22 protein-coding genes (1 of these 22 running past the window's edge) are annotated in these 26821 nt (G+C 67.5%); 16 read left to right on the top strand and 6 right to left on the bottom strand.

Features of this window, described 5'->3' with window-relative positions; translation table 11 throughout:
* Positions 1-30: 30 nt before the first annotated feature.
* The 6 genes from U5A56_RS30810 to U5A56_RS30785 all read left to right on the top strand — a co-directional run bounded on the left by U5A56_RS30810 (position 31) and on the right by U5A56_RS30785 (position 7184).
* Positions 31-1065 carry a hypothetical protein gene (locus U5A56_RS30810; RefSeq protein WP_321926242.1) on the top strand — a complete coding sequence of 345 codons (1035 nt, stop codon included), beginning with the start codon at positions 31-33 and terminating at the stop codon, positions 1063-1065.
* A 142-nt stretch (positions 1066-1207) separates the two neighbouring features.
* Positions 1208-2560: a secretion protein gene (locus U5A56_RS30805; RefSeq protein WP_321926240.1), complete on the top strand. Its 1353-nt coding sequence runs from the start codon at positions 1208-1210 to the stop codon at positions 2558-2560.
* Between the two features lie 18 nt (positions 2561-2578).
* Positions 2579-2821 (top strand): type III secretion protein, encoded by a 243-nt coding sequence (locus tag U5A56_RS30800; protein ID WP_257773430.1) that lies wholly within the window; start codon positions 2579-2581, stop codon positions 2819-2821.
* A 34-nt stretch (positions 2822-2855) separates the two neighbouring features.
* Complete coding sequence (locus U5A56_RS30795) at positions 2856-3218, top strand: hypothetical protein (protein WP_257773431.1); 363 nt, start codon at positions 2856-2858, stop codon at positions 3216-3218.
* A gap of 103 nt (positions 3219-3321) precedes the next feature.
* Entirely contained in the window at positions 3322-3777 is a 456-nt protein-coding gene (locus tag U5A56_RS30790; protein ID WP_257773432.1) for a CesT family type III secretion system chaperone, read from the top strand.
* A gap of 440 nt (positions 3778-4217) precedes the next feature.
* Positions 4218-7184: a winged helix-turn-helix domain-containing protein gene (locus U5A56_RS30785; protein ID WP_321926236.1), complete on the top strand. Its 2967-nt coding sequence runs from the start codon at positions 4218-4220 to the stop codon at positions 7182-7184.
* Between the two features lie 71 nt (positions 7185-7255).
* Here U5A56_RS30785 and U5A56_RS30780 read toward each other — a convergent pair whose 3' ends face one another.
* Positions 7256-7684, bottom strand: coding sequence for a lytic transglycosylase domain-containing protein (locus U5A56_RS30780; protein WP_321926309.1), 429 nt, complete (start codon positions 7682-7684; stop codon positions 7256-7258).
* A gap of 246 nt (positions 7685-7930) precedes the next feature.
* On the opposite strand from U5A56_RS30780, the gene U5A56_RS30775 reads away from it, so the two are divergent.
* Positions 7931-11347 (top strand): autotransporter, encoded by a 3417-nt coding sequence (locus U5A56_RS30775; protein ID WP_321926234.1) that lies wholly within the window; start codon positions 7931-7933, stop codon positions 11345-11347.
* A gap of 44 nt (positions 11348-11391) precedes the next feature.
* Here U5A56_RS30775 and U5A56_RS30770 read toward each other — a convergent pair whose 3' ends face one another.
* Positions 11392-12969: a hypothetical protein gene (locus U5A56_RS30770; protein WP_321926232.1), complete on the bottom strand. Its 1578-nt coding sequence runs from the start codon at positions 12967-12969 to the stop codon at positions 11392-11394.
* A 534-nt stretch (positions 12970-13503) separates the two neighbouring features.
* Between U5A56_RS30770 and U5A56_RS30765 the strand changes: the two genes are divergently transcribed.
* The 9 genes from U5A56_RS30765 to U5A56_RS30725 all read left to right on the top strand — a co-directional run bounded on the left by U5A56_RS30765 (position 13504) and on the right by U5A56_RS30725 (position 22411).
* On the top strand, positions 13504-15213 hold the full coding sequence (locus U5A56_RS30765) for a dihydroxyacetone kinase family protein (protein ID WP_321926230.1): 1710 nt from the start codon (positions 13504-13506) through the stop codon (positions 15211-15213).
* A gap of 103 nt (positions 15214-15316) precedes the next feature.
* On the top strand, positions 15317-15796 hold the full coding sequence (locus U5A56_RS30760) for a MarR family winged helix-turn-helix transcriptional regulator (protein ID WP_044848654.1): 480 nt from the start codon (positions 15317-15319) through the stop codon (positions 15794-15796).
* Complete coding sequence (locus U5A56_RS30755; RefSeq protein ID WP_321926228.1) at positions 15793-17943, top strand: FUSC family protein; 2151 nt, start codon at positions 15793-15795, stop codon at positions 17941-17943. Before U5A56_RS30760 ends, U5A56_RS30755 begins: the two co-directional genes overlap by 4 nt.
* Positions 17944-17977: 34 nt before the next feature.
* Positions 17978-18190: a DUF1656 domain-containing protein gene (locus tag U5A56_RS30750; RefSeq protein ID WP_044849171.1), complete on the top strand. Its 213-nt coding sequence runs from the start codon at positions 17978-17980 to the stop codon at positions 18188-18190.
* A gap of 2 nt (positions 18191-18192) precedes the next feature.
* A complete protein-coding gene (locus U5A56_RS30745; RefSeq protein WP_321812053.1) occupies positions 18193-19146 on the top strand; it encodes an HlyD family secretion protein in 954 nt (317 codons plus the stop codon).
* Positions 19143-20642 (top strand): efflux transporter outer membrane subunit, encoded by a 1500-nt coding sequence (locus tag U5A56_RS30740; RefSeq protein ID WP_044849169.1) that lies wholly within the window; start codon positions 19143-19145, stop codon positions 20640-20642. The genes U5A56_RS30745 and U5A56_RS30740 overlap by 4 nt, the downstream gene beginning before the upstream one ends.
* 183 nt (positions 20643-20825) lie before the next feature.
* Entirely contained in the window at positions 20826-21251 is a 426-nt protein-coding gene (locus U5A56_RS30735; RefSeq protein ID WP_124489331.1) for a TOBE domain-containing protein, read from the top strand.
* An 85-nt stretch (positions 21252-21336) separates the two neighbouring features.
* Positions 21337-21927 (top strand): nitrogen fixation protein NifQ, encoded by a 591-nt coding sequence (locus U5A56_RS30730; protein ID WP_321926225.1) that lies wholly within the window; start codon positions 21337-21339, stop codon positions 21925-21927.
* Between the two features lie 118 nt (positions 21928-22045).
* Positions 22046-22411: a bleomycin resistance protein gene (locus tag U5A56_RS30725; protein ID WP_321926223.1), complete on the top strand. Its 366-nt coding sequence runs from the start codon at positions 22046-22048 to the stop codon at positions 22409-22411.
* 125 nt (positions 22412-22536) lie between these two features.
* Here U5A56_RS30725 and U5A56_RS30720 read toward each other — a convergent pair whose 3' ends face one another.
* From U5A56_RS30720 to U5A56_RS30705, 4 genes are all read right to left on the bottom strand, one after another.
* A complete protein-coding gene (locus tag U5A56_RS30720) occupies positions 22537-23598 on the bottom strand; it encodes a DMT family transporter (RefSeq protein WP_321803976.1) in 1062 nt (353 codons plus the stop codon).
* A 783-nt stretch (positions 23599-24381) separates the two neighbouring features.
* Positions 24382-25041 (bottom strand): ProQ/FinO family protein, encoded by a 660-nt coding sequence (locus tag U5A56_RS30715; protein WP_044849165.1) that lies wholly within the window; start codon positions 25039-25041, stop codon positions 24382-24384.
* A 603-nt stretch (positions 25042-25644) separates the two neighbouring features.
* Positions 25645-26136 carry a flavodoxin family protein gene (locus tag U5A56_RS30710; RefSeq protein WP_044849164.1) on the bottom strand — a complete coding sequence of 164 codons (492 nt, stop codon included), beginning with the start codon at positions 26134-26136 and terminating at the stop codon, positions 25645-25647.
* 193 nt (positions 26137-26329) lie between these two features.
* Positions 26330-26821, bottom strand: the 3' portion of a protein-coding gene (locus U5A56_RS30705; protein ID WP_044849163.1) for a TetR/AcrR family transcriptional regulator. Its footprint extends 159 nt past the window's final position; the window shows 492 of its 651 coding nt (coding positions 160-651); the start codon falls outside the window, past its right edge — the gene reads right to left on this strand; it ends in the stop codon at positions 26330-26332.

Here is a 26821-nt window from a genome sequence, read left to right as displayed (position 1 = left end):
CGCCACGGGCCGGCATCGGCCGGCGCGCCGATGAGCGCCGTCACGCGAAATCTGCCGTCCGCGCAGCCCGCTTCGCTCGCGCAGGTCGAGCGCAGTCACGCTTCGCAAGTGCGCGACGAAGGTCGTGCGAACCCTCAGGCCTCGCTGTATCGAGGGCGCACGACCTTCACCTATTCGCGCCAGACGTCCGCGAAAAAACTCGCGGACAAGCAGCATGCGAGCAGCCTGCACGCCCGGCTCGCGCAGAAACGACCGGCGCGGGCCGGCGAACAGGCACGTTTTGCAGCGCCACGCAAAGCGGTCGCGCAGTCGCTGCGGCAAGCCGGCTCGCAAGCGGCCGCACAGCGCGCCGGCGCGGGCCGCCTCGCCGGGCTGCGCGTCAGCCGTGACGGTGGACGCGGCGGCAATCGCGGCGGGGGCCAGCAATCCTCGCAGCAGGACGGGCAAAAGCAGCAGCAAGGTCAGCAACAGCAGCGTCGCGAGCGCGACCCTCTGCGCGACAAGGGTGACCGGCGCATCGTGGCAGGCACGGCAAGCGTGTTCCCGCTGTCGGGCAACAGTGCGGCAGCCCACACGGTGTGGCCCGACTGGCTCGCCGGCGCGGTCGCTCACGAAGCCGGTGCGGCGCGCTGGCACGCGATCGGCGAAGCGGCATGCGACGCGTTGCTCGCGTTGCGCGACAAACTCGCCGCTACGCCTGCCGGACGGCGCTTCGCTGGCTTCGACGCGCAGCTCTACCAGCTCGCTCACGACGTCACGCTCGCGCGTGCAGGGCTGGACGCGCCCGCCGCGCCTGATTTCGAGACCCTTCGCGCGCGTCTGGTCGAGCGGGCTGCACAACGCGACGCCACGGGCGCCCCCCCACCGGCGGAGTCGACCCGCACGAGGCATTTCAACCTGTTGCTCGGCCTGCAGCTGCTCATGCTCGAACGGCCGCTGCTCGCGTCGCGTATGGGACGCACACGCGGCACGCTGGCATCGCTCGCAGCCGGCGCGAGCCCTGCCGGCGACATGCCCGACACACCGACGGATGGAGCGGGCGGCACAGCATCGGCGCAGCGCTGAACGCTTCGCCTGCCTGCCGCGCGCTTCGCATCCCGACCATGCTTGCCCGGTTGCGGTCGCTACAGTGGGCACATCGACAGCAAGCGGGTGCCTCGTGCCCCTTCAGGTGCGAGAAACCGCACCGTAGAACCACTGCCCAGCCATGAAACTGCTACGCATCCTCACGGGTCATCACGCCGGCGCGCAAGTCCACCTGGACGCCGGGGCCTATCGGATCGGCGCCGACGATGACGCTGACGTCCAGCTCACCGACTGGCAGGGCGCGGACGTGCTGCTGGTCGTCGAGCCCAACGGCACGGTCAGCTGCGAGCGGCTGGACGGCTCGACTGCGGGCGTGGTGGATGCCGCGGATATCGCGAGTTCCGTCGACCAGCCCACGCCGCCGGCCGACAGCGGCAACGAAGCCGCGACCGGTGCAGCGCCGGCCGACAGCGTCGATGAACCCGCAGCCGGTGCGTCGCCGGCCGGCGATGGCGATGGCGCCGCCGAGCCAGGCCTGCAGGACACGCAGGACGCAACCGCGGACCCCGGCAAGGTATGGATGGTCGATTTCGTGCCGATGCAGTTCGACGACACGGTGATCTGCGTCGGCTGGGCGGACGGCGCATGGCCGAGCGATATCGCGTTGCTGTCGACGCTGCTGACCGGCCCGGCCGACGCAAAGCGCGACGCCGATGACGCCGAGCGCGACGCCGCACGCATCAAACGCCAGCGCTACGCGTGGATTACCGCCACCTGTGCGGCGGTCACGGTCGGGGTGATCGCGGTCAGCGTCGCGCTGACCACCGGCACCAGCCGCGCCGCACAGACGCCGCCGGATCTGCTGCTGGCACAGCAGGTCAATCGCGCGCTGAGCGATGCGCATCTGACCGAGCTTCACGCGGTGCGGAACGGCACCACTGGCACCACCGGCACCACCGGCACCACCGGCCGCAACGGTGCCGGCCGCGCGGTGGTGACCGGGATGGTGCGCTCGTCGGGCGAAGACTACATCGCGCGGCAACTGTTCGAGCGCATGAAACCCGGCGTCATCGAACGGCGCTACCAGGTGGCCGACGACACCGCGCGCGGCATTCGCGATGCAATCGGCGTGGATGGCGTGCAGGTGACTTATGACGGCCAGGGCGTGTTTACCGTCTCCGGAGCGGTCGCGGACAAGCAGCGGGTCGAAAACGCGCTCAACCGGGTGCGAGGCGACTTCGACAAGAACGTCCAGCAGATTCGCGTCGCGCTGACGGACGCCAGCCCATCCGGCTCGCTGCCTCAGCAAGGCACGTTCACCGCGCTGGTGTCGTCAGGCGACGTGCAGTACGCGGAAACGCCCGACGGCGTGAAGCACATTTATGCCGCGCCGGACGCAGTGGCGCCAGCATCCGAAGCGGCTGCGGCCTCGGCGACGCCTGCAACGACGACCGCGGCATCGTCGATCGCCGTCGCGGCCAGCCCCGTGCCATTGCCTTCGGACGACGGCGTGGCGGCGCGACGGCCGCACTGAACCCAAGGAGAAAGTGTCATGTACGAAGCAATCGAACGCCATGCCGCGGATTTCAACAATCTGCAGAACTTGCTCGCCGATCCGTCAGGCAGTCAGCGCCTGATCGCCATCGAACAAGCGTTGCAACAGAGCGCGCAAGCGGTCGCCGAAGGCGCGGCCGGCAACGACCTCGACCGCAGCAACCGCTCGAAGATCTATCAGGGGATGATGGCCGCGAGCCGGGTCATCGCTCAATTGCGCGAACAGGCGCAGGCAAGGTAGCGCAACATCGATTTCCGCGATTTGCGGGAACCCCATGACACCCGAACTCCGGACTGTCATGGTATGCAGTGCGCCGTTTGGAGAGGTAGCAGGCCGCGACAGCGGCATCTCTCGAATGGTCCCTTCTACACTTCAAAAGGAGTTGATGATGAATGTCTCTACAGGCCTCAGTCATGGCATGACCGCTACCAGCATTATGGGTGGCGCAGCTCAAAGTGCTGGTGCAGCGGTGAACGGTGCCGCCACCACGGGCGCTATTACCGCCCAGATCGCAGCAAACGCGCAAGAAGGCCTCCAAATCGCGAAAGCGCAATCGGAGGCCAGCCTCATGGACGCTATCGGCGCGGCGCTGAAGAGCGGCGCGAACGAGATCAAGGACGCGGCCAAGCCCTCGTAACCAATGCGGAACGGCCGGCGTTCGCGCGCCGGCCAGCTCCGCGTTGTCGCAGCTTGGGCCACGCGTTGGCACGACCGCGCCCCTCCACAATCTGCCGATATCGATGAACTCAGGCCTGTATACGTCGTTAATCAGCGACCTCTGCGCCGCGGTCGGCCTGCCCGATGTCGATCAGGTGCTGGAGACCCGCTCTGTCCAGGTCGAAGGTTTCGACGTGCGGCTCGATCATTTTGAAACCGATCCCGGCGCGCTTTACGTCAATTTCCAGTTCGGTACCGTCACCGCCGGCCGGACGCTGATCGTCTTCCGGCTGATGCTGGAAGCCAACCTGCTGATCTACGCGCAGGACCAGGCTCAGCTCGGCCTGGACACCGATACGGGCGGCATCGTGCTGATCGTACGGGTGCCGTTCGGCGATGACCTCGACGGCCAGGCCGTGGCCGACCTGTTGTCGCACTACGCCGAACACGGACGTTACTGGCAAAGCAACATCATCGAGTCGAGCGACGAGATGTTCGAAGGCATCGCGGCAGGAGAATTCATCTGGCTGCGCGCCTGAAAGACCTGAAGCGCGACGAGCGTCGTGGCCGGCCCTTCTCGCGCCGGCTCGGGGCCACCTGATCGGTGAACCGGTTTCCCTGCGCGGAATCCGTCGCGCCGCGAAGCACGGCGGACCGTGCCCGCAGGCGCGGGCGCGATGTCCCACCGGCTGCGCCCCCATGCGTCCCACATGTTTTTTCAGACCAATTCAGCATTAAGCCATGATCTCGGCGAGCGCCGCCGCTACGATCTGATCGTGAATTCCCGCGCTGCAGGCCAGCACCGCGTGCCTGACCAGACTGCTTCCGTCATTCGATAGCGAGTTCATGATGCGCAAGGATCTCTTGCCCCGACACGTGCGCGGTTGCACCGACAGGCGATACCCGCGGATCAACGAGACGCTTTGCGTGACGCTGACCGCGGACGGCCTCCGCTTTTACCTGACACCACGCACATGACATGAACGAAATCAACGCGCCTTCCGTCACTGCGGAGCAAGTCATGGTGTTCGGCCGCTCTGCGCTTGCGCGCGAGTCGCGTACGCTGTATGCGAACGGGCGCGCCGTGCCCCTCAACGATCGCGCGATGGACTTGCTGATCGCGCTGCTCGATGCGCGCGGCAAGATCCTGTCGATCGAACATCTGCAGCAACAGCTGTGGCCGTCGTCGCAGATCGACGCCGATAGCGTACGGGCGGTGGTGTCGCAAGTCCGGCGCGCGCTCGGCGACGACCGCGACCTGATCGAGACGGTGCCGCGCCGCGGCTATCGACTCGTCGTCGATTGGTACGAGGCCGGCGACGATCATGTCGCCCCCGACGGCAGGTCGGACGCGCCCCCGGCTACAGGCTCAAGACTGCAAGCCGACCGCCATGCGACGTGCCAGGGCCCGGAGATCGACTTCAATGCGGCATGGCGCATGCCGCTGATCGGACGCGACGCCGAACTCTCCGAACTGTTGATGCGGATTCCGCAGCATCGGCTCGTCACGCTGATGGGCGCGCGCGGAACCGGCAAGAGCAGGCTTGCCCACGAAGCCGCGCAGCGCATCGCGGCGCTGTTCCGCGAATGCGTCATCGTCGTCGACCTCGCCGATCTGACGCTGCACGAGTGCGTTGCCGATGCGATCGCGGCACGACTCACCCGGCTGCCGCCGCATCAGGCGCCGGGGCTGGACGGTCTGATCGCGCGGCTGAGCGGCAGGCAAGCGGTGCTCATCATCGAGAATTTCGATCATCTCGCGCCGGAAGTCGCGACCGTCCTCGATGCGCTGCGCACCGCCACGCAGGCCCATATGATCGTGTGCGCCGAAGCCCCGTTGTTTACCCCGGACGAGTATCTGCTGCCGCTCGCACCGCTGCGTTGCGCCGCGCGGGACGCGCCGGATGCGGCGCCGTCAGATGCCTGCCGGCTGTTCTCCCTGCAGTTGCAGGCGCGCGGCGCATTGCCGGCGGGCATATCCGACGGCGTTGCGATGCGCGAGGCAGGTGGCGCCCCCAACGATGCGGCATCGTCCGTTCCCGCGCTCGGCATCATGGAGTCGATCTGCCGTGCGCTGGGCGGCATGCCGCTCGCGCTCGAACTGGCCGCCGATCAGATCGCTGGCGCGCTGAAGCGAGGCGCAACGCCTGCCGACGCACTCGCGGACTGGGACGCGACGTGGCGCCGCAAAATGTTGAAACGCCATGGCAGTGGCGACGTCGTGCCGCGCCGCGCGGAACTGGTCCAGTCGGTGATCGCGCACGCGTACTACGCACTCGATTCGGACGCCCGGCATACGTTGTGCTGCATCAGCCTGTTCGCCAGCCCGTTCGACCTCGCCGACGCATACGCGGTCGCCACGACGAGCGACGCAGGCGATGCGAGCGGCCAGGCGGCCGGCGACGACGCAATGCGCGCGCACGCGTCAAGACTGGTCGAGGCCGGCCTGCTGATCGAATGCACATGGGGCGCTCCGCCCTACCCGTCCGTGGAGCGCGATCGCAAGCTGAGCGTGCCTCCGGCGGTACGCCAGTTCGCGCTCGCCAGACTCGCCGATCGACCCGATGCCGCATTGGCCTCTGAACGGCACGCGCAGCGCGTGGCCGAATGGGTATGCCGCTGCTGCGACGATGACGGCGCCGGCGACGCGCGCCCGCCACGCGCGACTGCGCTCGTTGACGTGCGGCGGGCGGTCGGGTGGTCAATCGAATCCGGACGGTGCGAAATCGCCGCGCGGCTCCTGCAGCATTCGGCGCAAATCTGGATCGCCGCCCGGCTCGTCGACGAACGGCTGCACTGGATCCGGCGCACGCTCGACCGCAATGGACAGTGCGCCGTCCTCAAGGTCCGCGACCAGATGGAGTTGAATCTCGTGCTGGCGCAGGCGTTGCTGCACGGGGCGCCATCGAGGCCGCCGGGCGATCCGATCGCCGCGTGGTGGCGCGTCTACGATCTGGCCACCTCCTGTGCCGATGACGATAACCGGTTGCGTGCGTTGTCGGTCCTGTTGTTGCGCACACTCGAAGCCGGCTTCAACGGCGATCCTCCCGATCTCCTGGCGCGCGTTCGTTCGCGAATTGCTCAGGAATGCGATGGTTCATCGACGCATGACGGATTCGCTCTTCTGCGCGGCGCATTGCTGACGCTGAACGGCCGCCATGACGACGCGATCGCCCTGCTCACTCCGCCGGAAGACGACGCACCGGACACGGACGCCAGCACGGCCGACACCGCCTCGCCGGACGCGCACCAGCCGCACTACGTCGAGACGATCTCGCACGGTGCGCTCGCATTCTCGCTGTGGCACACCGGCGCGAACGAGCGCTCGCATCCGTGGTTGCACCGCATGCTGCAAGACACGCAACGGCCGTCCGACCCGCTGCCGCGTTGCGGGACCAAGGCCCTCGCGTGCATCGTATTGCTGCTTGAAGGCGACGCCCCGCGCGCCGCGCATCGGGCGCGCCAGTTATGCGCGACCGCACAACGCGCCGGACTCCAGGGCTGGTGGCATGCGGGCCGCAGCTTCCTGTCGTGGATCCACGCCGCCGACGATACCCGCGACGAAGCGAATCAACTGATCGATCAGGCGTTGTGCAACCTCGAGCGTGGACACGCGACGATCATCGACCTCCTCGTGCTGGAAAAGTTTGCGGACCTCGCGCTGGCGCGAACCGGCACGTCGAAGCTGATGCGACGATTTGAACAGATGATCGCGAACCTCGAAGACATGGGGCTGCAATGGCTGCGGCCGGAGGCGCTGCGGGTGAACGCGATACTGTCGTGGCACGCCGGGCGGCCGTCCGCCGACACGATGACCTTGCTTGATCGCGCGGCTCGCGAGGCACGTCAACAGCACGCATCGATGTTCGCCGGCCGGATCGCGGCCACCGCCGAGCAGATGGCAGCCGGCGCCGCTGCATTGACGGCCGCCAGGATCTCCGTCTGACGGCCCTGCACCGACGGTGATCGCTGAAGCACGCGGCACCCGTTGGGCACCGGAGGCTCCGCGCGCGCACCTCAGCGAGGCTGCATCCGCTGCACGATCGCCCGTACCTGCGCGGCGTAACGGTCGCGCTCGGCGGGGGTCTGCGAATGGTAGGCGCCGACCGCCCGCCACGTATTGCCGTATTTGAGCATCATCTTCCGCAGGTGCCACGCGGCGATGTAGACGCTCGCGCACGGGTCCATCAACGTGTGCGAATCGATGTGGTAGGTCGAGAGCTCGGACAAGTGGATCGAGTTGATCTGCATCAGGCCATAGTCGATCGACCCGTTGGTGTTGACGCGCTTCGCGTTGACGTTGTCGCGCGACTCCTGCCATGCCAGCGCACGCAAGATCGTTTCGTTCACGTGCTGATAGGAGGCTGCATCGGAAAAGCAGTCGGCGCGGGCGCTGTGCAGCACGCACAGCGTCATCGTCAGCAGCGCGATCGCTCGAATGACCATAGGGGAATCCGTCAGAAGCGTGGTGTGCCGATCATAGGCCCGCACTCGCGCGCCGCCGTTCCCGGGTGCGAACGACTGGAACGGGACGCGAATCGCCCCAGGCAAGAACACGGGATCCGCACTGCCGCCGCAGCCTCGCCGCGAGGCAGGCTTCGCTTCTTGCGGCCACGCTTCGCGTCATGTCCAGCCGAGTCATCCCGACTGAATATCGTTTCCCCGAGAATCGATCGAGGAACCCCGCGCGCCATGTCCGCCGTCAATGCCACTTCGTCCAGCCGCCCGGCCCACACCGACCTGGCGGAATCCACTGCCACGCCTGCGACGCATACCGCCGCGACGCATCCGGCGACGACGCGGACGCCGGCGGGCAATGCGTCCGTACCGACTCAGCAGACCGCCGCACGGACGGACGAAACAGCGCTGGGGCGGATGAAGAACCAGCTGTCGCGCACCGGCGCGCGGCTGCGCGCGGGCAAGATCGACGTCAGCACCGCGGTGTTCCAGGGCAGTACGCATGGCAAACCGTTCGCGCCGGCCGATTTCACTGCCGGCGGCAAGCGCTATCCGGTCAAGGCGGTTGCCGGTTCCACGGCGGCCGGCAACGCGTTGGCAAAAACCGAGAAACAGAACCGCCAGGCCCTGTCGAAAACCGCCCGCATGAATGCGCCGGCCGAAGTCGGCTCGCTTCGTGCCGAAGCGCCGCCGCCTCTCGAGGCGCGCGCCACCGGCAACCGTGCGTCGAATGGCGACGACATCCCGCTCGCGACGCTGGACGAGGCCCGCGCGCTCCACAACGCGATGGATGGCAACGACGGGCTATTGAGCTACGTGGCGCGCGCAATGCCTGCCGCGCCCGCCAACCGTCAAGCCGCGGTGCAACTGTCGAATTCGCTCGCTGCGCTCGGCGCCCCCGAGGGCGCGCCGCCGACGACGCGCGGCGCATTGGTCGCGCAGGCGCTGCGCGGCGCGAATGTCGCCGATGCCGCCGACGCGGGCCAGGTGCTGGCGGCCATTCGCGGACTCGACTTCGCCAAGGCCGCCACCGCCCGCTCGACCACCATGGCCGATGCGAAAGCGTGGCGGGTGGCGCGCACACTCTCGCGCACGCACGGCGGCTTCGAGGCGCTCGAGCATTTGCGCGGCGGCAGCGATCCAACCCCTGCCGATGCATCGAAGCGGCTCGCGCAGCGGATCATGTTGCAAACCGCCGACGCGCTCGACCCCGTGCCGCCAACCTACACGACCACCGCCGACGGAACGCCCCACCACGACCCGTCGCCCGGCGCAGTCGCCGCGGCGGCGGCGCCACCGCCCGATACGCCGACCGAAGCCGCGCCGCTCGCGTGGCGCGCCTATCACGCTTCAGCCGCGCTGCTCTCCTACGGCCGCAATGCGCTGACGGCCGATCAGAAAGGGGCGTTCTTCGCATGGCGGCAGAATTTCCGCGAAGATGGCCGCGGCAGCGACTTGTCTCGAGCGCAGCAACGTCTGAACAAGTTTTCGGCGAAAACCATCGACCGGGTCGGCGATAACCGACTGACGAACTTCGTGCCACGGGTATTCGGCCAACAGAAGTCGCCGCTGTCGGCGCTGAGCTTCGGCACCCAGGGGCTGCCGCGCAAAGCCGTCGACAAGGAGCGCGCGAAGCTCGCCGACGCGCTGAAAGCCGCCTTGCCGGCATTGGTCGAGCGTCCGGAAATGAGTCCGGGCGCCGCGGTGTCGCACGCCCGCCCGCTGCAATCGATCGTGGAGCTGGCAGCGCTGCATGTATGGCTCGAATCCGGCGGGTTTCCGAACGATCGAGCTGACGCCACCCATGTACGCGCGATCGCCGACCGCGCGCGCCAGATGTGCATGGGCCTCGGGGCCGAACGATCTGAGCAGTCCGAACAGTCCGAACGTTCCGACCGGCCGGCGACGCCGGATGCGCTGCGTGCTCAGACGGACAGCTGGGCCGACGCCGATCCGCAGACGCTTGCGCGAAGCCAGCCTTTCAAGTCGATCGTCGCGCAGTCCTTCAACGCCGACCGGCTGGAGGCCTGGGGCAAGGTGGCCAACGTCCCGCGCGATGCGCCGTTCTGGGCAAGCGTGGCCGCGATACGGGCGGCGGCGCGCCCGTCGGACACGCCGCCCTCCCGGAATATCGCGTCGGTGCGGGAGACCCTGAAACAGATCTCGGGCGAATTGCAGTCGAGCGCGCGCTTGCGGCTGAGCGACGGCGGCCGAGTGGGAGGCAGCACCCGCGGGGCGTCGGCGAATATCGGCAAACTGCTGCAGCTGACGAGCGTACCGGTCGCGCCGCGCGTCGATCTGCGTGCGTCGAAGTCCCGCGAAGCGGTGGTCGAGCTGAGCCGCGGCACGCATGGCGCCGAGATGTTCATCGGTACCGCGCAGACGCAGGCCCGCCGCGCCGGCGTCGGCGTGCTGGTCGGCTATGACGTCGACGTCAGCCTGACGCAATTGCGCGCGGGCGTTGTCACCCAGGCGACGCTGCACGCGCAGGAGCTGACGAAGGCGAGCGGCGTGTCGCTGCGGGTCGCGCGGCGAGTCAAGGCGGACGGTAGCGGCTACGACGACAAGTCCATGCACCGCAAGCTCGAGACGATCGTCGACCACGTGTTCGACGAGGCCACCGCCGCACGGACAGGCCGCGCCCGCGACACATGGAACCGGCTCGCGGAGCGCTATTTCGACGACCCGGACGTCTCGGTCAGCTGGACCGATACGGTCGGTGATACGGTGAAGCGCGGCGGCTCCGTCGACGCCGGCGTGTCGGCCCTCGTGCCCAAGGTGGGCTCGCCGCTACGCGCCGGCGCCAACATCGGCATCGGCTATGAACGCACCGCGCGGCAGACGCTCGATTCAACCGAGCATAGCGGCCGCCTGCAGATCGAGCAGCATCGGGTAGGCGGCGGCTCTCGCCTGCTGGGCCGGGTGAGTGGTGCATTCGGCGTGACCATGCCGGTCGGCAACGCGCCGTCGACCGTCGGCCTCGGCTTCCTGTCGCTCGAGGCGCCGGCCGCGACGATGACGTTTGCCGACGACAGCAGCGTCTCGAAAGTGCAGTTGGTCCGCGAAGATGGCGCGCTGATGCATCGCGCATGTCTGCTCGACACCGAGTATTCGAGCGCCCAGGCGTATACCAGCGCGCTCGACGCCGGCCGCGAAGAATGGGTTTCGCTGTTCGCGCGCGAGATCGCCGACAAACAGCAAGCCGAGCGCCAGCAGGCCGCGAAGGATGGACTGCCGGCGCCACTGCAAGCGGACCCGCGCATACTGGCGGGCGAACGCATCGACGCGCATCTGGGTGACATCAAGGCCAACCGCCGGCCGAATCAGACGTATTTTCATCGCTATCGGTTGCGGCGCAGCGCGGCGGCTCGGCTCGATGTGCTGAGCGCCCTCAACCAGGGCTTGCCGCGCGACGCGACGGTCGAACGCGCGGCGCTCGACGAAAAGACCGCGCGCATTCTGAGCGATGCGGCGTCGTGGATGCCGCTTGAACTGAAGGTGAAGGAACGCACGGCGTCGACCCAGCGTCCGGGCCTGAATTTCGCATTGCAGCTCGCCACGCAGACGAGCGCGATCGGCGATCGCGAATTGTTCGCTCAGAGCGTGCCGTTCAGCCTGGCCGAGCGGCTCGACACAAGCGGCATCGGTTGATCGCCGCGCGGCCGCCTGCGGCGCCGGTCTGTCGTGACAAGCGGTCACATGACATCGAGGTCGTCGGTGGTGCTCGGCTTGATCATTTTCCTCATGTTCGCAAGGGCATCCACACCATCCTCAAAATCAATGCCTTCATTATCGATACCCAATTCAATTTCGTCGATATCGAGGCGATCTGCTTTCCAACCTCCGCTCGATGCAGAAACTTCGTCGAAACCGAGCATCGATTCAAACAGTCGCTTGAACTCCGGATTGCCGCTATCCGGGACATTGGCAATCTGTGAAAAATAGGAATGCTTGTTGACGAACGCCTCGATGAAACTACCGCTCAACTTGTAAACATTTCTTATTGCCTTGATTTGAGTTCTCGCCGCCTCGATCTCCGCGTCGCTGCTTCCATTGCTCTTGATGATATCGGAACGCTTATTCACTTCAGCTTGAAGCTCGGGCTTCAATTTCCTGATTTTCTCTGAAAGACGAAAATAATCGAGCAATTCCGCCTGACTTGGCGCATTCATTTCATCGGGTACTCCATTGGCATTCATCACGTGCAGCATTCCTCCGAAGTACTGTATTTTTCTTTCAAAGTGCTCAAGCGCAGAAAAATCGGCTGACTCGTCGAGATTGTCATACATTCCGGTTTTCAACAGCTTGAGTGTATTTTTCGCTACTTGCACAGCTTCGTGATGGTGAGGGGACATTCCTATTACGTCGTTTGCCTTGTTGAGAGTGCCATAGCCCTCGCTGCGCAATGACTCCGATATTTTTACGGGTTTTCCGGATGAATTGTCGACGGGAATAGATCTGGACCACGATTTTTGAGGCTGAGTGATCAACTTGTCAAATTCGTTCTTGGAAGGTGGCGGAGCGATGCCTGCGCCAACTGTCCTTTGTGACAATGACACGTGTGCCGCCTTCAGGTTGAGCTTGGCGTTCTCGAAGTCCTGGTCTACGAAGCCCGATTTATACGCTGCGAACCCCTGTTTCGTTGCTTTTTTCGCCATCCCGGCGTCGAGGGTGTCGATATCGACGTGAACGTTGAACTCGGATTCCCTGCCCCCTCCGCTTTTGACCGATGCTTTGGTATACAGGATTCCGTACAGCAAGCGGACGATGTCACTGCGAAATCCGATGTTTATCGTAGCCGGGTGGTTAAATAGCTCGGAAAACATTTTCCGATGCTCCGGGTCCGGAAAATTTGAAATCAGCGCTTCGATTTCCCCTTCGAGGTGAATTTTCAGATGCGTTCTTGAAATCATCGAGTGGGGAATTTCAAGCTCGGACAGATTCGATCGTACGATCGGCGTATACAGTGCTTTCAGATTTCTCCTGTCCGTCCAAAGATGGGCGTCGACATTGGGCGGCAGGTTGGACGTGCCGGCGACCTCGGTAATGAACGCACTCGCCAGATGCTGGCGAAAGTTCGAATCGCGCGAACCGACGCGAGGGTGCGGGGAGGACTGATACCACATGCCATGAATATGCACGGAATCGCCTTCTTGCCGAGCAGCGGCCTCCCGAGGCTCACGCCCCGATCTGGTGAGTTCCCGCAGTTTATCGAGGCGTGCTCCGTCGACAGCGTCGGGCTGGCCAGGATGCGTTTGGCCGCCTGTCTTCACGGGAGCATTTGCTAACGGTAACGAAGATGATGCGAAACTGGCCGTGCTGTCCGGATGTTTCCTGGTGGAAGTGCCCGGTCCTCGCGCGGTCAAATTCGCCAACTCAGGACTGACTGCGCTAGGTCGTTGCGCCAGCTGGGGTGGGCGGTCCTGACTGGGTGCGCTCGGCGAGGAATCTATGGTGTCGAGCCCGTAGTGTTGTGGGGGCGAGTCGATCTTCGACGAGAAGCAGCCCATAATGACCTCACGAAAGATATACAACAAATCTACTGCGCCGGCCGCTCGCGCTTCTTTATCGTCGCGAAGGAATGACCTCCTCTCCGAAATTGCGCTGACCTGCCGTAGACCGAAGCAAAGTTGGATCGATGGGTGTCGGATGCCTTGAACCGCAGGGACTCTGGAGTGACAGAATCAATTTGCTCTACGCTTTCCGAGCGCGCGCCTGCCATCCACCGCCTACCATCCACAGTACGCAGCCCGGCGGCACCGCCCGCGTGCCGCCGGGCTCGGTCCCATCTTCAGGAAACCGTCGCCATGAAAAAGCTCGTGAACCACCCGTCCGACGTCGTGCGTGAAATGCTCGAAGGCATCGCGCGGCAGTCGCCGCATGTCGCGATCCTCGGCGACGAGCAGGTGCTCATCCGCCAGCCGCTTCCCGAGCCGTCGCGGCGCCCCGTCGCGATCCTGTCCGGCGGCGGCAGCGGTCACGAGCCCGCGCACGGAGGCTACGTCGGCGAAGGGATGCTGAGCGCGGCCGTTTGCGGCGAAGTGTTCACGTCGCCGCCGACCGATGCCGTGCTCGCCGCGATCCGCGCGAGCGCCGGCCCGAACGGCGCGCTGCTCGTCGTGAAGAACTACACAGGCGACCGCCTCAATTTCGGGCTGGCCGCCGAACTCGCGCGCGCCGAGGGCATTCCGGTGGAGACGGTGATCGTCGCCGACGACGTGTCGCTGCGCGGCCGCGTCGAGCGCGGGCAGCGGCGCGGGATCGCCGGCACCGTGCTGATCCACAAGCTGGCCGGCGCGGCCGCCGCGCGCGGGCTGCCGCTTGTCCGCGTCGCGGCGATCGCACGCGACGCGGCCGCCGACCTCGGCACGATGGGCGTCGCGCTCGACGGCTGCACGATCCCCGGCGCCGACAAGTCGGGGTTCAGCCTCGCCGAACACGAGATCGAGCTCGGCCTCGGCATCCATGGCGAGAAAGGCGTCGAACGCACCGCGCCGATGCCGGCCGACGCGCTCGTCGAGACGCTGCTGTCGAGCATCGTCACCGACCTCGTGCTCGATCGCGGCGAACGCGTCGCATTGTTCGTCAACGGTCTCGGCGCGACCCCGGACATGGAACTGGCGATCGTGCTGCGCGCCGCGTACGACAACCTGAGCCGGCGCGGTATCACCGTCGCGCGCGCATGGGCCGGCACGTTCCTGTCCGCGCTGGACATGCCCGGCTGCTCGATCTCGCTGCTGCGCTTGAACGACGAGCGGATCGCCCTGCTCGACGCGCCGACGCAGGCGCGCGCATGGCCCGGCGGCGGCGCCGTCAACGCGCAGATTCGCGTGGCCGCGGCCGCCGCGCACGACGAGCCGCTGCCGCCGCTCGATGCGGCCGGTCGCGCATGGGCCGCCCGGCTGCAGCCGGCGCTGCGTGCGGTCGCGCAGGCGTTGATCGACCACGAGGCGACCCTGACGGAACTCGACACGGCCGCCGGCGACGGCGATCTCGGCGCGAGCATGCGGCGCGCCGCGCAGGCGATCCTCGCGTTGCCTGACGCCGCGCACGGCTCGCCGGCCGGTACGCTCGCGGCGCTCGGCGCCGCATTGCGCCGCGCGATCGCCGGCAGTTCGGGACCGTTCTACGCGACCGCGCTGCTGCGCGCGTCGCGGCGCCTCGCCGCGGCGGCCGATACCGCCGAGCCGTCGGCACGCGACTGGGCCGCGGCATTGCGCAGCGCAGCCGATGCCATCGCCGAACTGGGCGGCGCACGCGCCGGCGACCGGACAATGCTCGACGCGCTGCTGCCCGCCGCCGATGCGTTCGACCACGCACTCGACCATGACCGCGCCCCCGTGAGCGCATGCGCGGCCGCCGTGGACGCCGCGGAACGCGGCGCGCAGCAGACGGCCGGCATGACACCGCGTGCGGGACGGGCGAGCTATCTCGGCGAACGCGCGATCGGCACGCCGGACGGCGGCGCGGTGGCGGTCGCGTACTGGCTGCGCGCGTTGCTGCCGTACGTGCGGTAGGGGGATTTGCGCATTGCAGGTCGGCGCCCCGGCATGCGGCATGACACCCGGGTGACAAAACGATAGTTTGCTATCGAATGTTTTTGCTCCTATCATCTCGCCCATGACCAATCTGCACGACCTCCGCCTCGCCGTCAGCAGCCTGCTGGTGCTCACCGCGCGCAAGTGGCGCCGCACGAGCGACGGCGTGCTGACCGCGTACAACGTATCCGAAGCCTGCGCGACGCCGCTGCTGATCGCCGGCCGCCTCGGCGAAGGCGTGCGCCAGGGTACGCTCGCCGAACACGTCGGCATCGAGGGGCCGTCGCTCGTGCGCCTGCTCGACCAGCTGTGCGCGGCCGGCCTCGCACGCCGCGACGAGGATCCGCACGACCGCCGCGCGAAGACGATCTCGCTGACGGCCGCCGGCCGCGCGGTCACCGCGAAGATGGAAGAAGACCTGCGCGTGTTGCGCGGCCAGGTGCTCAAGGGCGTCACGCGCGCCGATCTCGAAGCCACGCTGCGCGTGCTGAACGCGTTCAACGCGGCCGATGCGCAGCATCCGGCGTCGCGTCCGTCCCACCCAGCCGATTCCGCGTCATGACCTATCCGAGCCTTCGCGACTGGCTGTTCTCGGGCAAGACGTTCGCCGCGTCGATGCTGGCGCTGTACCTCGGCCTGTATTTCCAGCTGCCGCGCCCTTACTGGGCGATGGCGAGCGTCTACATCGTGTCGAACCCGTTCGTCGGCGCGACGCGCTCGAAGGCGCTGTATCGCGCGCTCGGCACCGCGCTCGGCGCGGCCGCCGCGATCCTGTTCGTGCCGCCGTTCGTCGAGACGCCGTTCCTGTTCAGCGTCATCGTCGCGACATGGTGCGGCACGCTGCTCTATCTCGCGATCTCGGACCGCACCGCGCGCAGCTACGTGTTCATGCTGGCCGGCTACACGATGCCGCTGGTCGCGCTGCCGACGGTGACCGATCCGTCGACGATCTTCGACGTCGCGATCGCGCGGACCGAGGAAATCGTGCTCGGCATCGTGTGCGCGAGCGTGGTCGGCAGCGCCGTGTTCCCGAACCGGCTCGCGCCGACGCTGATCGAGCGCACCGACGCATGGTTCAAGGACGCCGCGTTCTACGGCCGCGAGACGTTGTCCGGGCATATCGCGGGCAAGGCGCTGTCCGCGTGCCGGCAACGCCTCGCCGCGACCATCACCGGCCTCGAATTCCTGCTGAGCCAGCTGAGCTACGACCATGCGCACCCGCGCGTGCTCGCCCGCGCGCAGGCGCTCGCCGGCCGGATGCAGCTGTTCCTGCCGCTGATGTCGTCGCTCGCCGATCCGCTGATTGCGCTGATGCGCGACCTGCACGTGCGGCCGCCGGCGCTCGACGCGCTGCTCGCCGACGCAGCGAAGTGGTTCGACGCGCCGTTGCCGGCCGTGAAGGCCGGCAGCGATGGCGACATGGCGCACGACCCGGTCGCGGACCACCTGCGCGAGCGCATCGCCGCGCTGCAGCCGGCCGACGGCGCGCTGGCGAGCTGGGACGGCGCGCTGCTGTCGAACGCGCTGTGGCGGCTGCGCCAGGTCATCGACATCTGGCAGGACTGCCGCTCGCTGCGCGCGCTGATCGCGAACGAGTCGGGCGTCTGGCAGCCGCGCTACCGGCACTGGCGGCTCGGCGGCACCGAACGCTTCTTCGATCGCGGGATGATGCTGTTCTCGACGCTGACCGTCGTGCTCGCGATCGTGTTCGCGTGCTCACTGTGGATCTCGTCCGGCTGGCACGACGGTGCCGCGGCCGTCACGCTCGTGGCCGTGTCGTGCAGCTTCTTCGCCGCGCTCGACGAACCGGCGCCGCTGGTGTTCAAGTTCTTCCTGTCGACGGCCGCGAGCGTCGTGTTCGCCGGGCTGTACCTGTTCGTCGTGCTGCCACACGTGCACGACTTCCCGATGCTCGTGCTGATGTTCGCGGGGCCGTTCATCCTGATCGGCACGCTGCTGCCGCGCCCGCAATTCAACATGGTGACGATGCTCGTCGCGGTGAACACCGCCACCTTCATCAGCATCCAGAGCGCATACGACGCCGACTTCTTCGTGTTCCTGAACAGTAATCTCGCGGGTGTCGCCGGGCTGCTGTTCGCGTACGTATGGACGCGCGCGACGCGGCCGTTCGGCGCGGAGCTCGCGGTGCGGCGCCTGCTGCGCTCGGGCTGGGAGGACGTCGCGCGCTCCGCGTCGACGCAGCCGCTCGACGACCAGCGCAACCATGCGTCGCGCATGCTCGATCGCGTCACGCAGTTGCTGCCGCGCCTCGGCGCGTCGGACGACCACCGCCATCCGTCGATCGAGAGCTTCCGCGACCTGCGCATCGCGCTGAACGCGCTCGACCTGCGCCGCTCGCGCCGCAAGCTGACGGGCGACGTGCCCGACGCGATCGACCGCGTGCTCGCCGGCGTCAACGATCACTACACGCGCTGCGCGGCCGCGAATGCGCGCCAGCCTGCACCGCCCGCGCTGCTCGCATCGATCGACGACGCGCTGCAGCGCGTGGCCGGGCGCAACCTGCCCGGCACTTCCGTCGCGCCGGCGGACGGCGGCACGACGCCGGGCACGCCCGCGACGCCGGTCACGCCCGCGACGCACCGCCGGCTGCGCGACACGCTGCACGCGCTCGTCGGCCTGCGCCTGTCGCTGTACCCGGCCGCATCCGCGCAGCCGCCCCAAGCCGCACCGGACGGAGCACGCGCATGATCCCGCTTTCCAACCTGTCTTTCCGACCGCGACCATGATCGGCGAAATCGACATCTTCGGCGTATTCGTGCCGGCTCCGCTCGTGCTGATGCTGATCGCCTACCTGATCAACATCGTCGTGCGCGCGCTGCTCGAACGCGTCGGCTTTTACCGCCTCGTCTGGCACCGTTCGATCTTCGACCTCGGCATCTACGTGTTCGTGCTTGCCGCGGTCGTCATCGTGTCTCACCATCTCGTGGCTAGCTAACCGTGAAAAAAACCTGGCTCTCGGCAGGGCAGATCCTGCTCACCCTGATCGTCGTCGTCGTGGCCGCCCTCGTGCTGTGGCGGATCATCAACTACTACATGTTCTCGCCGTGGACACGCGACGGCCACGTGCGCGCCGACGTGATCCAGGTCGCACCCGACGTGGCGGGGCTCATCACCGCGGTGCAGGTCGCCGACAACCAGGAGGTAAAGCGCGGCCAGGTGCTGTTCGTGATCGACCAGGCCCGCTACGCGCTCGCGCAACGGCTGGCCGAAGCGACGCTCGCGCAGCGCCGCGCGACTCTCGCCCAGGCGAAGCGCGAATATGCGCGCAACCAGCAGCTCGGCAACCTGGTCGCCAGCGAACAGGTCGAGGAAAGCCGCACGCGCGTCGAGCAGGGCGAAGCCGCCGTCGCCGACGCGCAGGTGTCGCTCGACACCGCGAAGCTGAACCTGCAGCGCACGACGATCGTGAGTCCCGTCGACGGCTACCTGAACGATCGCGCGCCGCGCGTCGGCGAATACGTGCCGGCCGGCCGCGCGGTGCTGTCGGTCGTCGACCGCAATTCGTTCCGCGTCGACGGCTACTTCGAGGAAACCAAGCTGCGCGGCATCCACATCGGCCAGCCGGTCGACATCGTCGTGATGGGCGAGCCGCGGCCGCTGCGCGGCCACGTGCAGAGCATCGTCGCCGCGATCGAGGATCGCGACCGCACGCAGGGCGCGAACCTGCTGCCGAACGTGAACCCGGCATTCAGCTGGGTGCGGCTCGCGCAGCGCGTGCCGGTGCGCGTCGTGCTCGACGAGGTGCCCGACGACTTCCGGATGATCGCAGGGCGCACCGCGACCGTCGCGATGCGCACCGACACGCGCCGCGACGCTGGCGCCAGGCCAACCGCCGGCGCCTCCGCGGCATCCGCACCCGCGGCCGTCAGCGCGACGGGAGCCTCGCAATGAAGCGGCACGGCCTGCGCCTCGCGGCGGCACTCGCGCCGCTCGCGCTCGCACTCGGCGCGTGCAAATCCGTCGGCCCCGACTACAGGCTGCCGCAGCAGGCGTACGTGAATGCGCCGCTCGCGAACCATGCGCTCGACGATGCGAACGGCACGCTCGTGTCGCGCGACGCGGTGCCCGGCAACTGGTGGCAGCTGTACGACGACCGCGTGCTCGACGAACTCGTGCGCAGCGCGCTGAAATCGAATACCGACCTGCGCGTCGCCGCGGCCAACCTTGCGCGTTCGCGCGCGGCGCTGGAAGTCGCGAACGAACAGGGCGGCTTTTCCGGCCGCGCGGAAGCCGCCGTGCAGCGCGCGCAGGAATCGGCCGAACAGTATCTGCTCGAAAACAAGCTGCCGGTCGTGAACGAGGGCGCGGTCGGCATCAGCGTGTCGTACGAGCTCGACCTGTTCGGCAAGCTGCGGCGCGGCGTCGAGGCCGCGCGCGCGGACAGCGAAGCCGTGCAAGCGGCCGCCGACCTCGCACGCATCACGGTCGTCGCGGACGTCGTGCGCGCGTACGTCGAGTCGTGCTCCGCCGGCGACGAGCTCGCGATCGCGAAGCAGTCGCTCGCGCTGCAGCAGCAGCGCGTGAAGCTGTCGCAGCGGCTGCGCGACGCGGGGCGCGGCAACCAGACCGACGTCACGCGCGGCGTCACGCAGGTGCGCACGCTCGCGGCCGACATCCCGCGTTTCGAAGGCCGCCGCAAGATCGCGCAGTACCAGCTCGCCGCGCTGCTCGCGCGTTCGCCGGCCGACCTGCCGAAGGCTGTCGCCGAATGCGAGCGGCTGCCGAAGCTGCGCCAGCCGATTCCGATCGGCGACGGCGCCGCGCTGCTGCGCCGCCGCCCCGACGTACGCGAGGCCGAGCGCCAGCTCGCCGCCGCGACCGCGCGGATCGGCGTCGCGACGGCCGCGCTGTATCCGTCGGTCAGCATCGGCGCGTCGGCCGGCTCGGTCGGCGTCGCCGCCGACCTGTTCTCGTCCACCACCAATCGCTGGTCGTTCGGACCACTGATCAGCTGGTCGTTCCCAGTCAACGGCCAGCGCGCGCGCGTGCGCGAGGCCGAAGCCGCGACCGGTGGCGCGCTCGCGCATTTCGACGGCGTCGTGCTGAACGCGCTGCGCGAAACGCAGTCGAGCCTCGCGACCTATGCTGCCGACGTGCAGCGCACCGATGCGCTGCGCACGGCCTACGAATCGGCGCGCAGTTCCGCTGACGAAACGCACCGGCTTTATACAGCCGGCCGCGAGTCGTTCATCTCCGATCTCGATGCGACGCGCACGCTGACGAGCGTGCGCGCGCAGGTCGCCGCGGCCGAGGGCCAGGTCGCCGCCGATCAGGTCAAGCTGTTCCTCGCGCTCGGCGGCGGATGGGAAGGCGACGCTGCGCCCGCTGCGGCGCAGCAGACTTCCGCAGCGGGTACGCCGGCCGCGGCGCCGGCCGCCGCAAAGTAAGCGCGCGCGGGGCGGCAGCCGGCGTGCACGACACGTCTGCCGTCCTGCGCCATCGTGCGCGATTTCGCATGTCCGGTATGCCGATGCCGACGTCGCGCGTCGCCTGCATTGCCGGTAAACTCGTCCGCTGTTTCCGTCATTCGCCGGCCGCCCGTCGGGCGGCCCATTTCCCGGAGAGTCATCATGCGAACCAGCGCCCGTAATCAATTCGCCGGCCAGATCGGCGCCGTCAAGCCCGGTGCGGTCAACGACGAAATCACGCTGCGTACCCAGGACGGCCTCGACATCGTCGCGGTGATCACGCATGGCAGCGTCGCATCGCTGGGCCTCGCGGCCGGCACGAAGGCGTTTGCGCTCGTCAAGGCATCGTCGGTGATCGTGATGGTCGACGTCGACAGCAGCAAGGTGTCGGCCCGCAACTGCGTCTCGGGCACCGTGTCGTCGATCGCGAAAGGCGCGGTCAATTCGGAAGTCGTGATCAAGGCGGCGGGCGGCGCCGAGATCGTCGCGATCGTCACCAACGACAGCGTCGATCGTCTCGGCCTCGCGAGCGGCAAGGCCGCGTCCGCCATCTTCAAGGCGTCGAGCGTGATCGTCGGGGTCGAGTGAACGCCCTGTCGACCGCACCGACGATCCGTCGTGCGCCGCGCCCGCAAGCGGCGTGCGACGCTCGACCGGCGCGCGGGCGCACACGATGACGTCCATGCTCGAGCACGCGCATGAGCGCATATTGCAATCGCTGCTGGCCGGGGCGGCCGACGCCGATTCTCCGGATGCACGTCTGTTCGGCACGCTCGTTGCGGCACGCGCATGCCGCAACGAGCTCGCGCTGCTCGGTCTGTCTCCCGCACGGTTGAGCGGCCTGCTTGCCCGCCAGTTTCCGCACCTGGGTTCGGACGATGCCGCCGCGCTCGTGTCGGCGGCCGCCATCGCGCCGCTGCCGACCGCGCACGCGCAGTTCGTTGCGACACTGCACGCGCGGTTGATGCAGGATGCGCATTGCGCCGTCGCACGCGACGATGCCGACTGCGTCGCGACCATCATCGCGCATGCGTGCCTGCGCCCCGATCACCTGTGGCGCGATCTCGGCCTCGACGGACGCGCCGCGGTGTCCGCGCTGCTCGACCGCTATTTTCCCGCGCTCGCCGCACGCAATCTCGCGAACCTGCGCTGGAAGAAATTCCTCGCGCAGGAAGCGGCCGCATCGCTCGGCCTGCCGCCCGGGCCCGCCCCCGGATGCCCGGGCTGCGAGGATTTCGGATTCTGCTTTCCCGCGGGACGATAGTCGCGGCGGCGGCTTGCGCGGCTTGCCGGTGCGCATCGTTTGACCGACCATGCGCGACATCCGTCCGCACGCTTTCCCGCGCGTTCGTTCGATCGCTGCGCCCACTGGAGGAACCGCCTTGACCGACTTTGCGAGTCCCAATCTGCCGTCGCGCGATTTCGAAGTTACGTCGCTTTTCTACGCGAAGCTCGGCTTCGTCGAAACCTGGCGCGACGACGGCTGGATGATCCTGAGACGCGGCGACCTGCTGCTGGAATTCTTTCCGCATCCCGGTCTCGATCCGGCCACGAGCTGGTTCAGCTGCTGCTTCCGGCTCGCCGACGTCGGTGCGTTTTTCGACGCAGTGCTCGCCGCCGGCATTCCCGAGCAAACGACCGGTTGGCCGCGCGTGCATCGGCCGAAACGCGAGGCATGGGGCGGCACCGTCGGCGCGCTGATCGACCCGGACGGGTCGTTGATCCGGTTGATTCAGACGGACGACTGACTCGCTACGGTTCGCCTCATCGATCGACGCCGAAGCCGTGCAGCGGACACGAACGACGGCCCCATAAACGGTTACCTTGCGATGCGCGTGGCACACAGCGCGGGTCGTGCGCCCGTGCCGCGCGATCAGTGTCGATGGCGGTGGTGAATGTCCGGGAAATGCGCGTGACTGTGCGTGATCGGCAGATGCACGTGCGGATGCGTGTGCGGCTCATCGCCGTCGTACGGAAAGTCGTGCGCGTGCTGATGATGTTCGTCGTGCCGATGCCGGTGCGTATGCTCGAGCCGCTCATGCGCGTGCTCGTGTTCGTGCCGTTCGCGCACATGCAGCCAGATGCCGAGCGCCATCAGCGCGGCCGCGATCCAGAACGTGACCGACGGCAGCGCCGGCCAGATCAGCAACGACAGCACGACGCCGAACAGCGGCGCCACCGAAAAATACGCGCCCGTGCGTGCACTGCCGAGATGGCGCAGCGCGACGACGAACAACACGAGACTGATCCCGTAGCCGCCGAGGCCGGTCAGCATCGCGGCGGCCGCGGCCGGAACGGCGGGCAGCGACGCACCCGTCGCGAGCGCGATGCCGATGTTCACGGGCCCGGCGACCAGGCCTTTCACGCACGCGATGACCATCGCATCGTTCGCGGCGACCTTGCGGGTCAGGTTGTTGTCGATCGCCCAGCACAGGCATGCGCCGGCAATCAGCAACGCGCCGACCGGCACGCCGGCGCGCCCCGGCACCCACGACAGCAGCGTGCCGCCCGCGACGATCGCAACCATGCCGAGAAACACCTGGAGATCCACGTTCTCGCGAAACACGACCCACGCGATGACCGCCGTCAGCACCCCTTCGAGATTGAGCAGCAGCGCACTCGTGGCGGCCGGCGTGCTCGACAGCCCGAGCATCAGCAGCGCCGGACCCGCGACGCCGCCGGCCGCGATCGCGCCGGCGAGCCACGGCAGGTCCGCGCGCTGCAGCGGCGCTGCGTCCTCGGCCGGCGCGCGGCGGCGGCGCAACCCGCGCAGCAGGATCCCGACGCCCAGGCCGATCCCGCTGCCGAGATAGAACAGGCCCGCGACCATGAACGGCGACATCGCGCCGATCAGTGCCTTGGCGAGCGGCGTCGCGGCGCCGAACAGCGCGGCGGCGGTGAGCGCGACGAGAATCGCGGAATGTCTCGGGTTCATGATGCAGTCTTGGCGTTGGGCGTTGGGCGTATGGAATCGGCAGGTTGCGTGCGATGCGGTGGCGCTTGCGGTTTGCCGGTGCCTTTCAATGTCGGGGAATGTCGGACGAATTACGCAGGCTTTCAGGTACCTGTCGCGTCATGCGCGGGCGGCAACGCAGGCCGGCCCGACGATTCGTGCCGGGGAGATTATCGCGTTTGTGTTACGGGTCGCCAACTGACGAGCGGCCGGCCGCGGCGGCGCATCCGGACATCTCAACGTCCGTCTCTCGAATACGGCCGCACATCGCGCCTGACAACAGTTCACGTGAGACATATTCGCGTGGGTGCGAATCCGGGTTTCATCTCCGATCCGATTAAATTAGGAACACGAATTATCGTGATTGAACGCAAGCGGATGTGCGTTGGTCACTCACTCGATGGCGCATGCATCGATCGTCCGCGCGCAAGCGTGTATACGCAGTCGCGCGGGACGCCCGCCTGTGCATCGTTCTCCGGATGGGACGGCACCGTGCATTCTTGATGCGTGCCGACACTCCCCGATGCCTGGTCGCCGCGCGCCCGGCGTAAGCGACACGTTGCACACGCCGCGTCCGCCGACGTGCTTTCGTCGTCGGTTCGATTGGCAGTTCGATGCTGATCGGGTAAGGCTGACTGGCTGTGCGGCCAGCGGTGGCAGTCCCGACCTGCCCGGACAAGGAAAGGTCGGTCCGTCATGTGATGCGCGATATGCGCGGTGAAGGCCGGCCGTCGCCGCGCATATCGCACGGCGACGCATCGCGTGTTACTCGCTCGCGGCCGTTTGCTGCTCGGCCTGCGGTGCTGCATCGGCCGGTGCTTCCACGGCTGCCGGCTGCGGCGCGGCGGCATCGGCCTGTGCATCGGCCTTCGGCTGCTGCGGTGCGCCCTTCGCTGCTTGTGCGCCGCCCTTGTTGCCCGGACGACGCGACTTCAGCCGGCGCGCACGCGCGGCGTCGTCATGCGTCACACGTCCGGCTTCGTTACCTTGCAGATCGACCCGCACCGCGTCTTCGACGAGACACGACCAGTAACGATTGCCGCGGCACCACGTGGACATTGCCTCGCGCAGTTCGGCTTCGCTCAGGCCGACGGCTTGCGCCTCGCGGGCGAGATCGTCCCAGATACCGACCTTCAGCGGCACCTTGGGAGCCGGATTCTTCGGGAACGCGCGCGGGAACCGGCGCTGCAGTTTGCCGATTGCGACGATGACCGGATCGACCGGCGTCGACGGCTTCGCCGAAGCAGGCTTCGCGCCGGACGGCGCTTTGGCCCCGGCACCCGATTTGGCCCCACGAGCGGGCCGATCGCCGGACTTCGGCTTCGCGCCTGCGTCCGGTTGCGTAGCCGGTCGCTTCGCGTTGCGCTCCTGCTTGGCCTTGGCTGCGAGCTGCGCCCGCAATTCGGCAAGTTGTTCAAAACCCATAAATTCAATCCACCAGGAATATAAGGTGTGGTTCGTGCGGCCATTCCGCACATCGGCGTTCGCCGCATCGCCTGCGGCTCGACTGCCACCGATGCGGATCATTGCGGGGCCGCATCGCCACCACCACTGTTTCAGGCACCCGGCCACGATGCCGGACAAAGGCAGGAGTGGAAGTATACCGGTACGCGCGGCAGTCGGTTGACTCACCGGTTCGGATTTGACGGATCCGGGTGGCAGGCAAGGCGTCCGCGCAGTCGTGACGCGCATTATGGCGGTGTTTTCGACAGGTATCGACACACGCGTTACGTAGTGTCGCTTTCTGCACTTTCTCGCTTCAGTGCGCTTCACGTGAAAAGCCTGTGGCCCGAACATCATCGGCCGCCAGTATCGGCAAAGGTTGACCGGGGCATCGACAAGCTGTTGGTGTCGCTTGGTATCGCTGGGTGTCGCTGCCGCGAACGGCAATGCGGTTCGCTGGAGTGGTGTCCCGCGAATCGTGCGCATCGCTAGCACTCGCGGTCATCGAACGCGGCACACGAGGCGTCGCGCTCCGGTCGTTGCGCGCAGTTGCGGCTTCGCGGCGGCCGGCTCGATCGTCGCCAATCAGAACACGCCGAGAGCAAGCCCTGCGGCAAGACCCGCGCCGATCTCCGCGCAGCGCGCGAGATCCTCGCTGCCGATCGTCTTCGGCGCGAGGATGCGCTCCGGTGTCTGCGCATGGGTGCAGACGATCAGGCCCGGCGCCACATTCCTGAGCCGCCATCCGGTCGCGATCCGGTCGATCTGGCGCAGCGCGTTCTGTCCGTCGCTGCCTGCGCAGATCATCGCCGCATACGGACGGCCGTTCACCCGATCGAGTGCCGCGTAGTAACAGCGATCGAAGAAATCCTTCATCAGCCCGGACATCGCGGCGAGATTTTCCGGCGTCGCGAAGAGGTAGGCGTCGGCGGCGAGCACGTCATCCGCGCTCGTCGCATCCGCACGCTGCAACCTGACGTCGACGCCGGGTTGCTGGCGCGCGGCATCTGCGGCCGCCTCGGCCATCTGCTGCGTGCCTCCGGTCATCGTGTGATAGACGATCAACAGCGTCTTCATCGGGGTTCGCTCGCGTTCGGTTTCAAATGCGCCCGCCGCACACATCGGTACGGCTCAAACGGGCTAGGTCGACGTGTGTGCCCGGGCCTGCGTTCTTCCGTTGTCGAATGGCACATTCTTCGAGGCGGCAGAAGCAGCGCACATCGAGTATATCGACGCGCCTGTTCCACTCCGCGCTTCGCACGATGTGCGGTCAGTCCTGCCCGGCACTCGCACCAGCGCGGTCCGCACGCGCGTAGTACGCAAGAAACATGTCGGCGGCAGTTTCCGCGACCTTCTCCTGCTCCCGCACACCGAGCGGTGGCTGACCCATCGTCACCTGCGGCCAGAACGCGAACGCTTTCACGATTCCGTGCAACTGATGCGCAGCGAATACCGGATCGGTCACCGTAAGCCGGCCGGCCGCTGCGGCCGCGCGAATCCAGACCGTCACGTCTTCTTCGCGCTCGCCCATGCGTTCGACCATGTCGCGCGCGCGTTCCGGCGAGTGGATGGCCGCACCGATCGCGACGCGTGCGAGTGCGAGAAACGCTTCGTCGTTCAGCAAGCGCAATTTGCGGCCCAGCAGCGCGAGCAGTTGATCGCGCAACGGCACGTCGGCGCAGTAAGCCGGCGCGCCGGCGGTAAGTGTCGCGTCCCACAGCTGATGCAGGATCGCCGCGAACAATGCTTCCTTGCCCGGGAA

Origin of the sequence: Burkholderia sp. BCC1998 (assembly GCF_905339875.1) — a bacterium.
Lineage (GTDB): Bacteria > Pseudomonadota > Gammaproteobacteria > Burkholderiales > Burkholderiaceae > Burkholderia.
The sequence above is the reverse complement of the archived record's forward strand: the minus strand, read 5'-3'. Positions and strand labels throughout refer to the sequence as shown.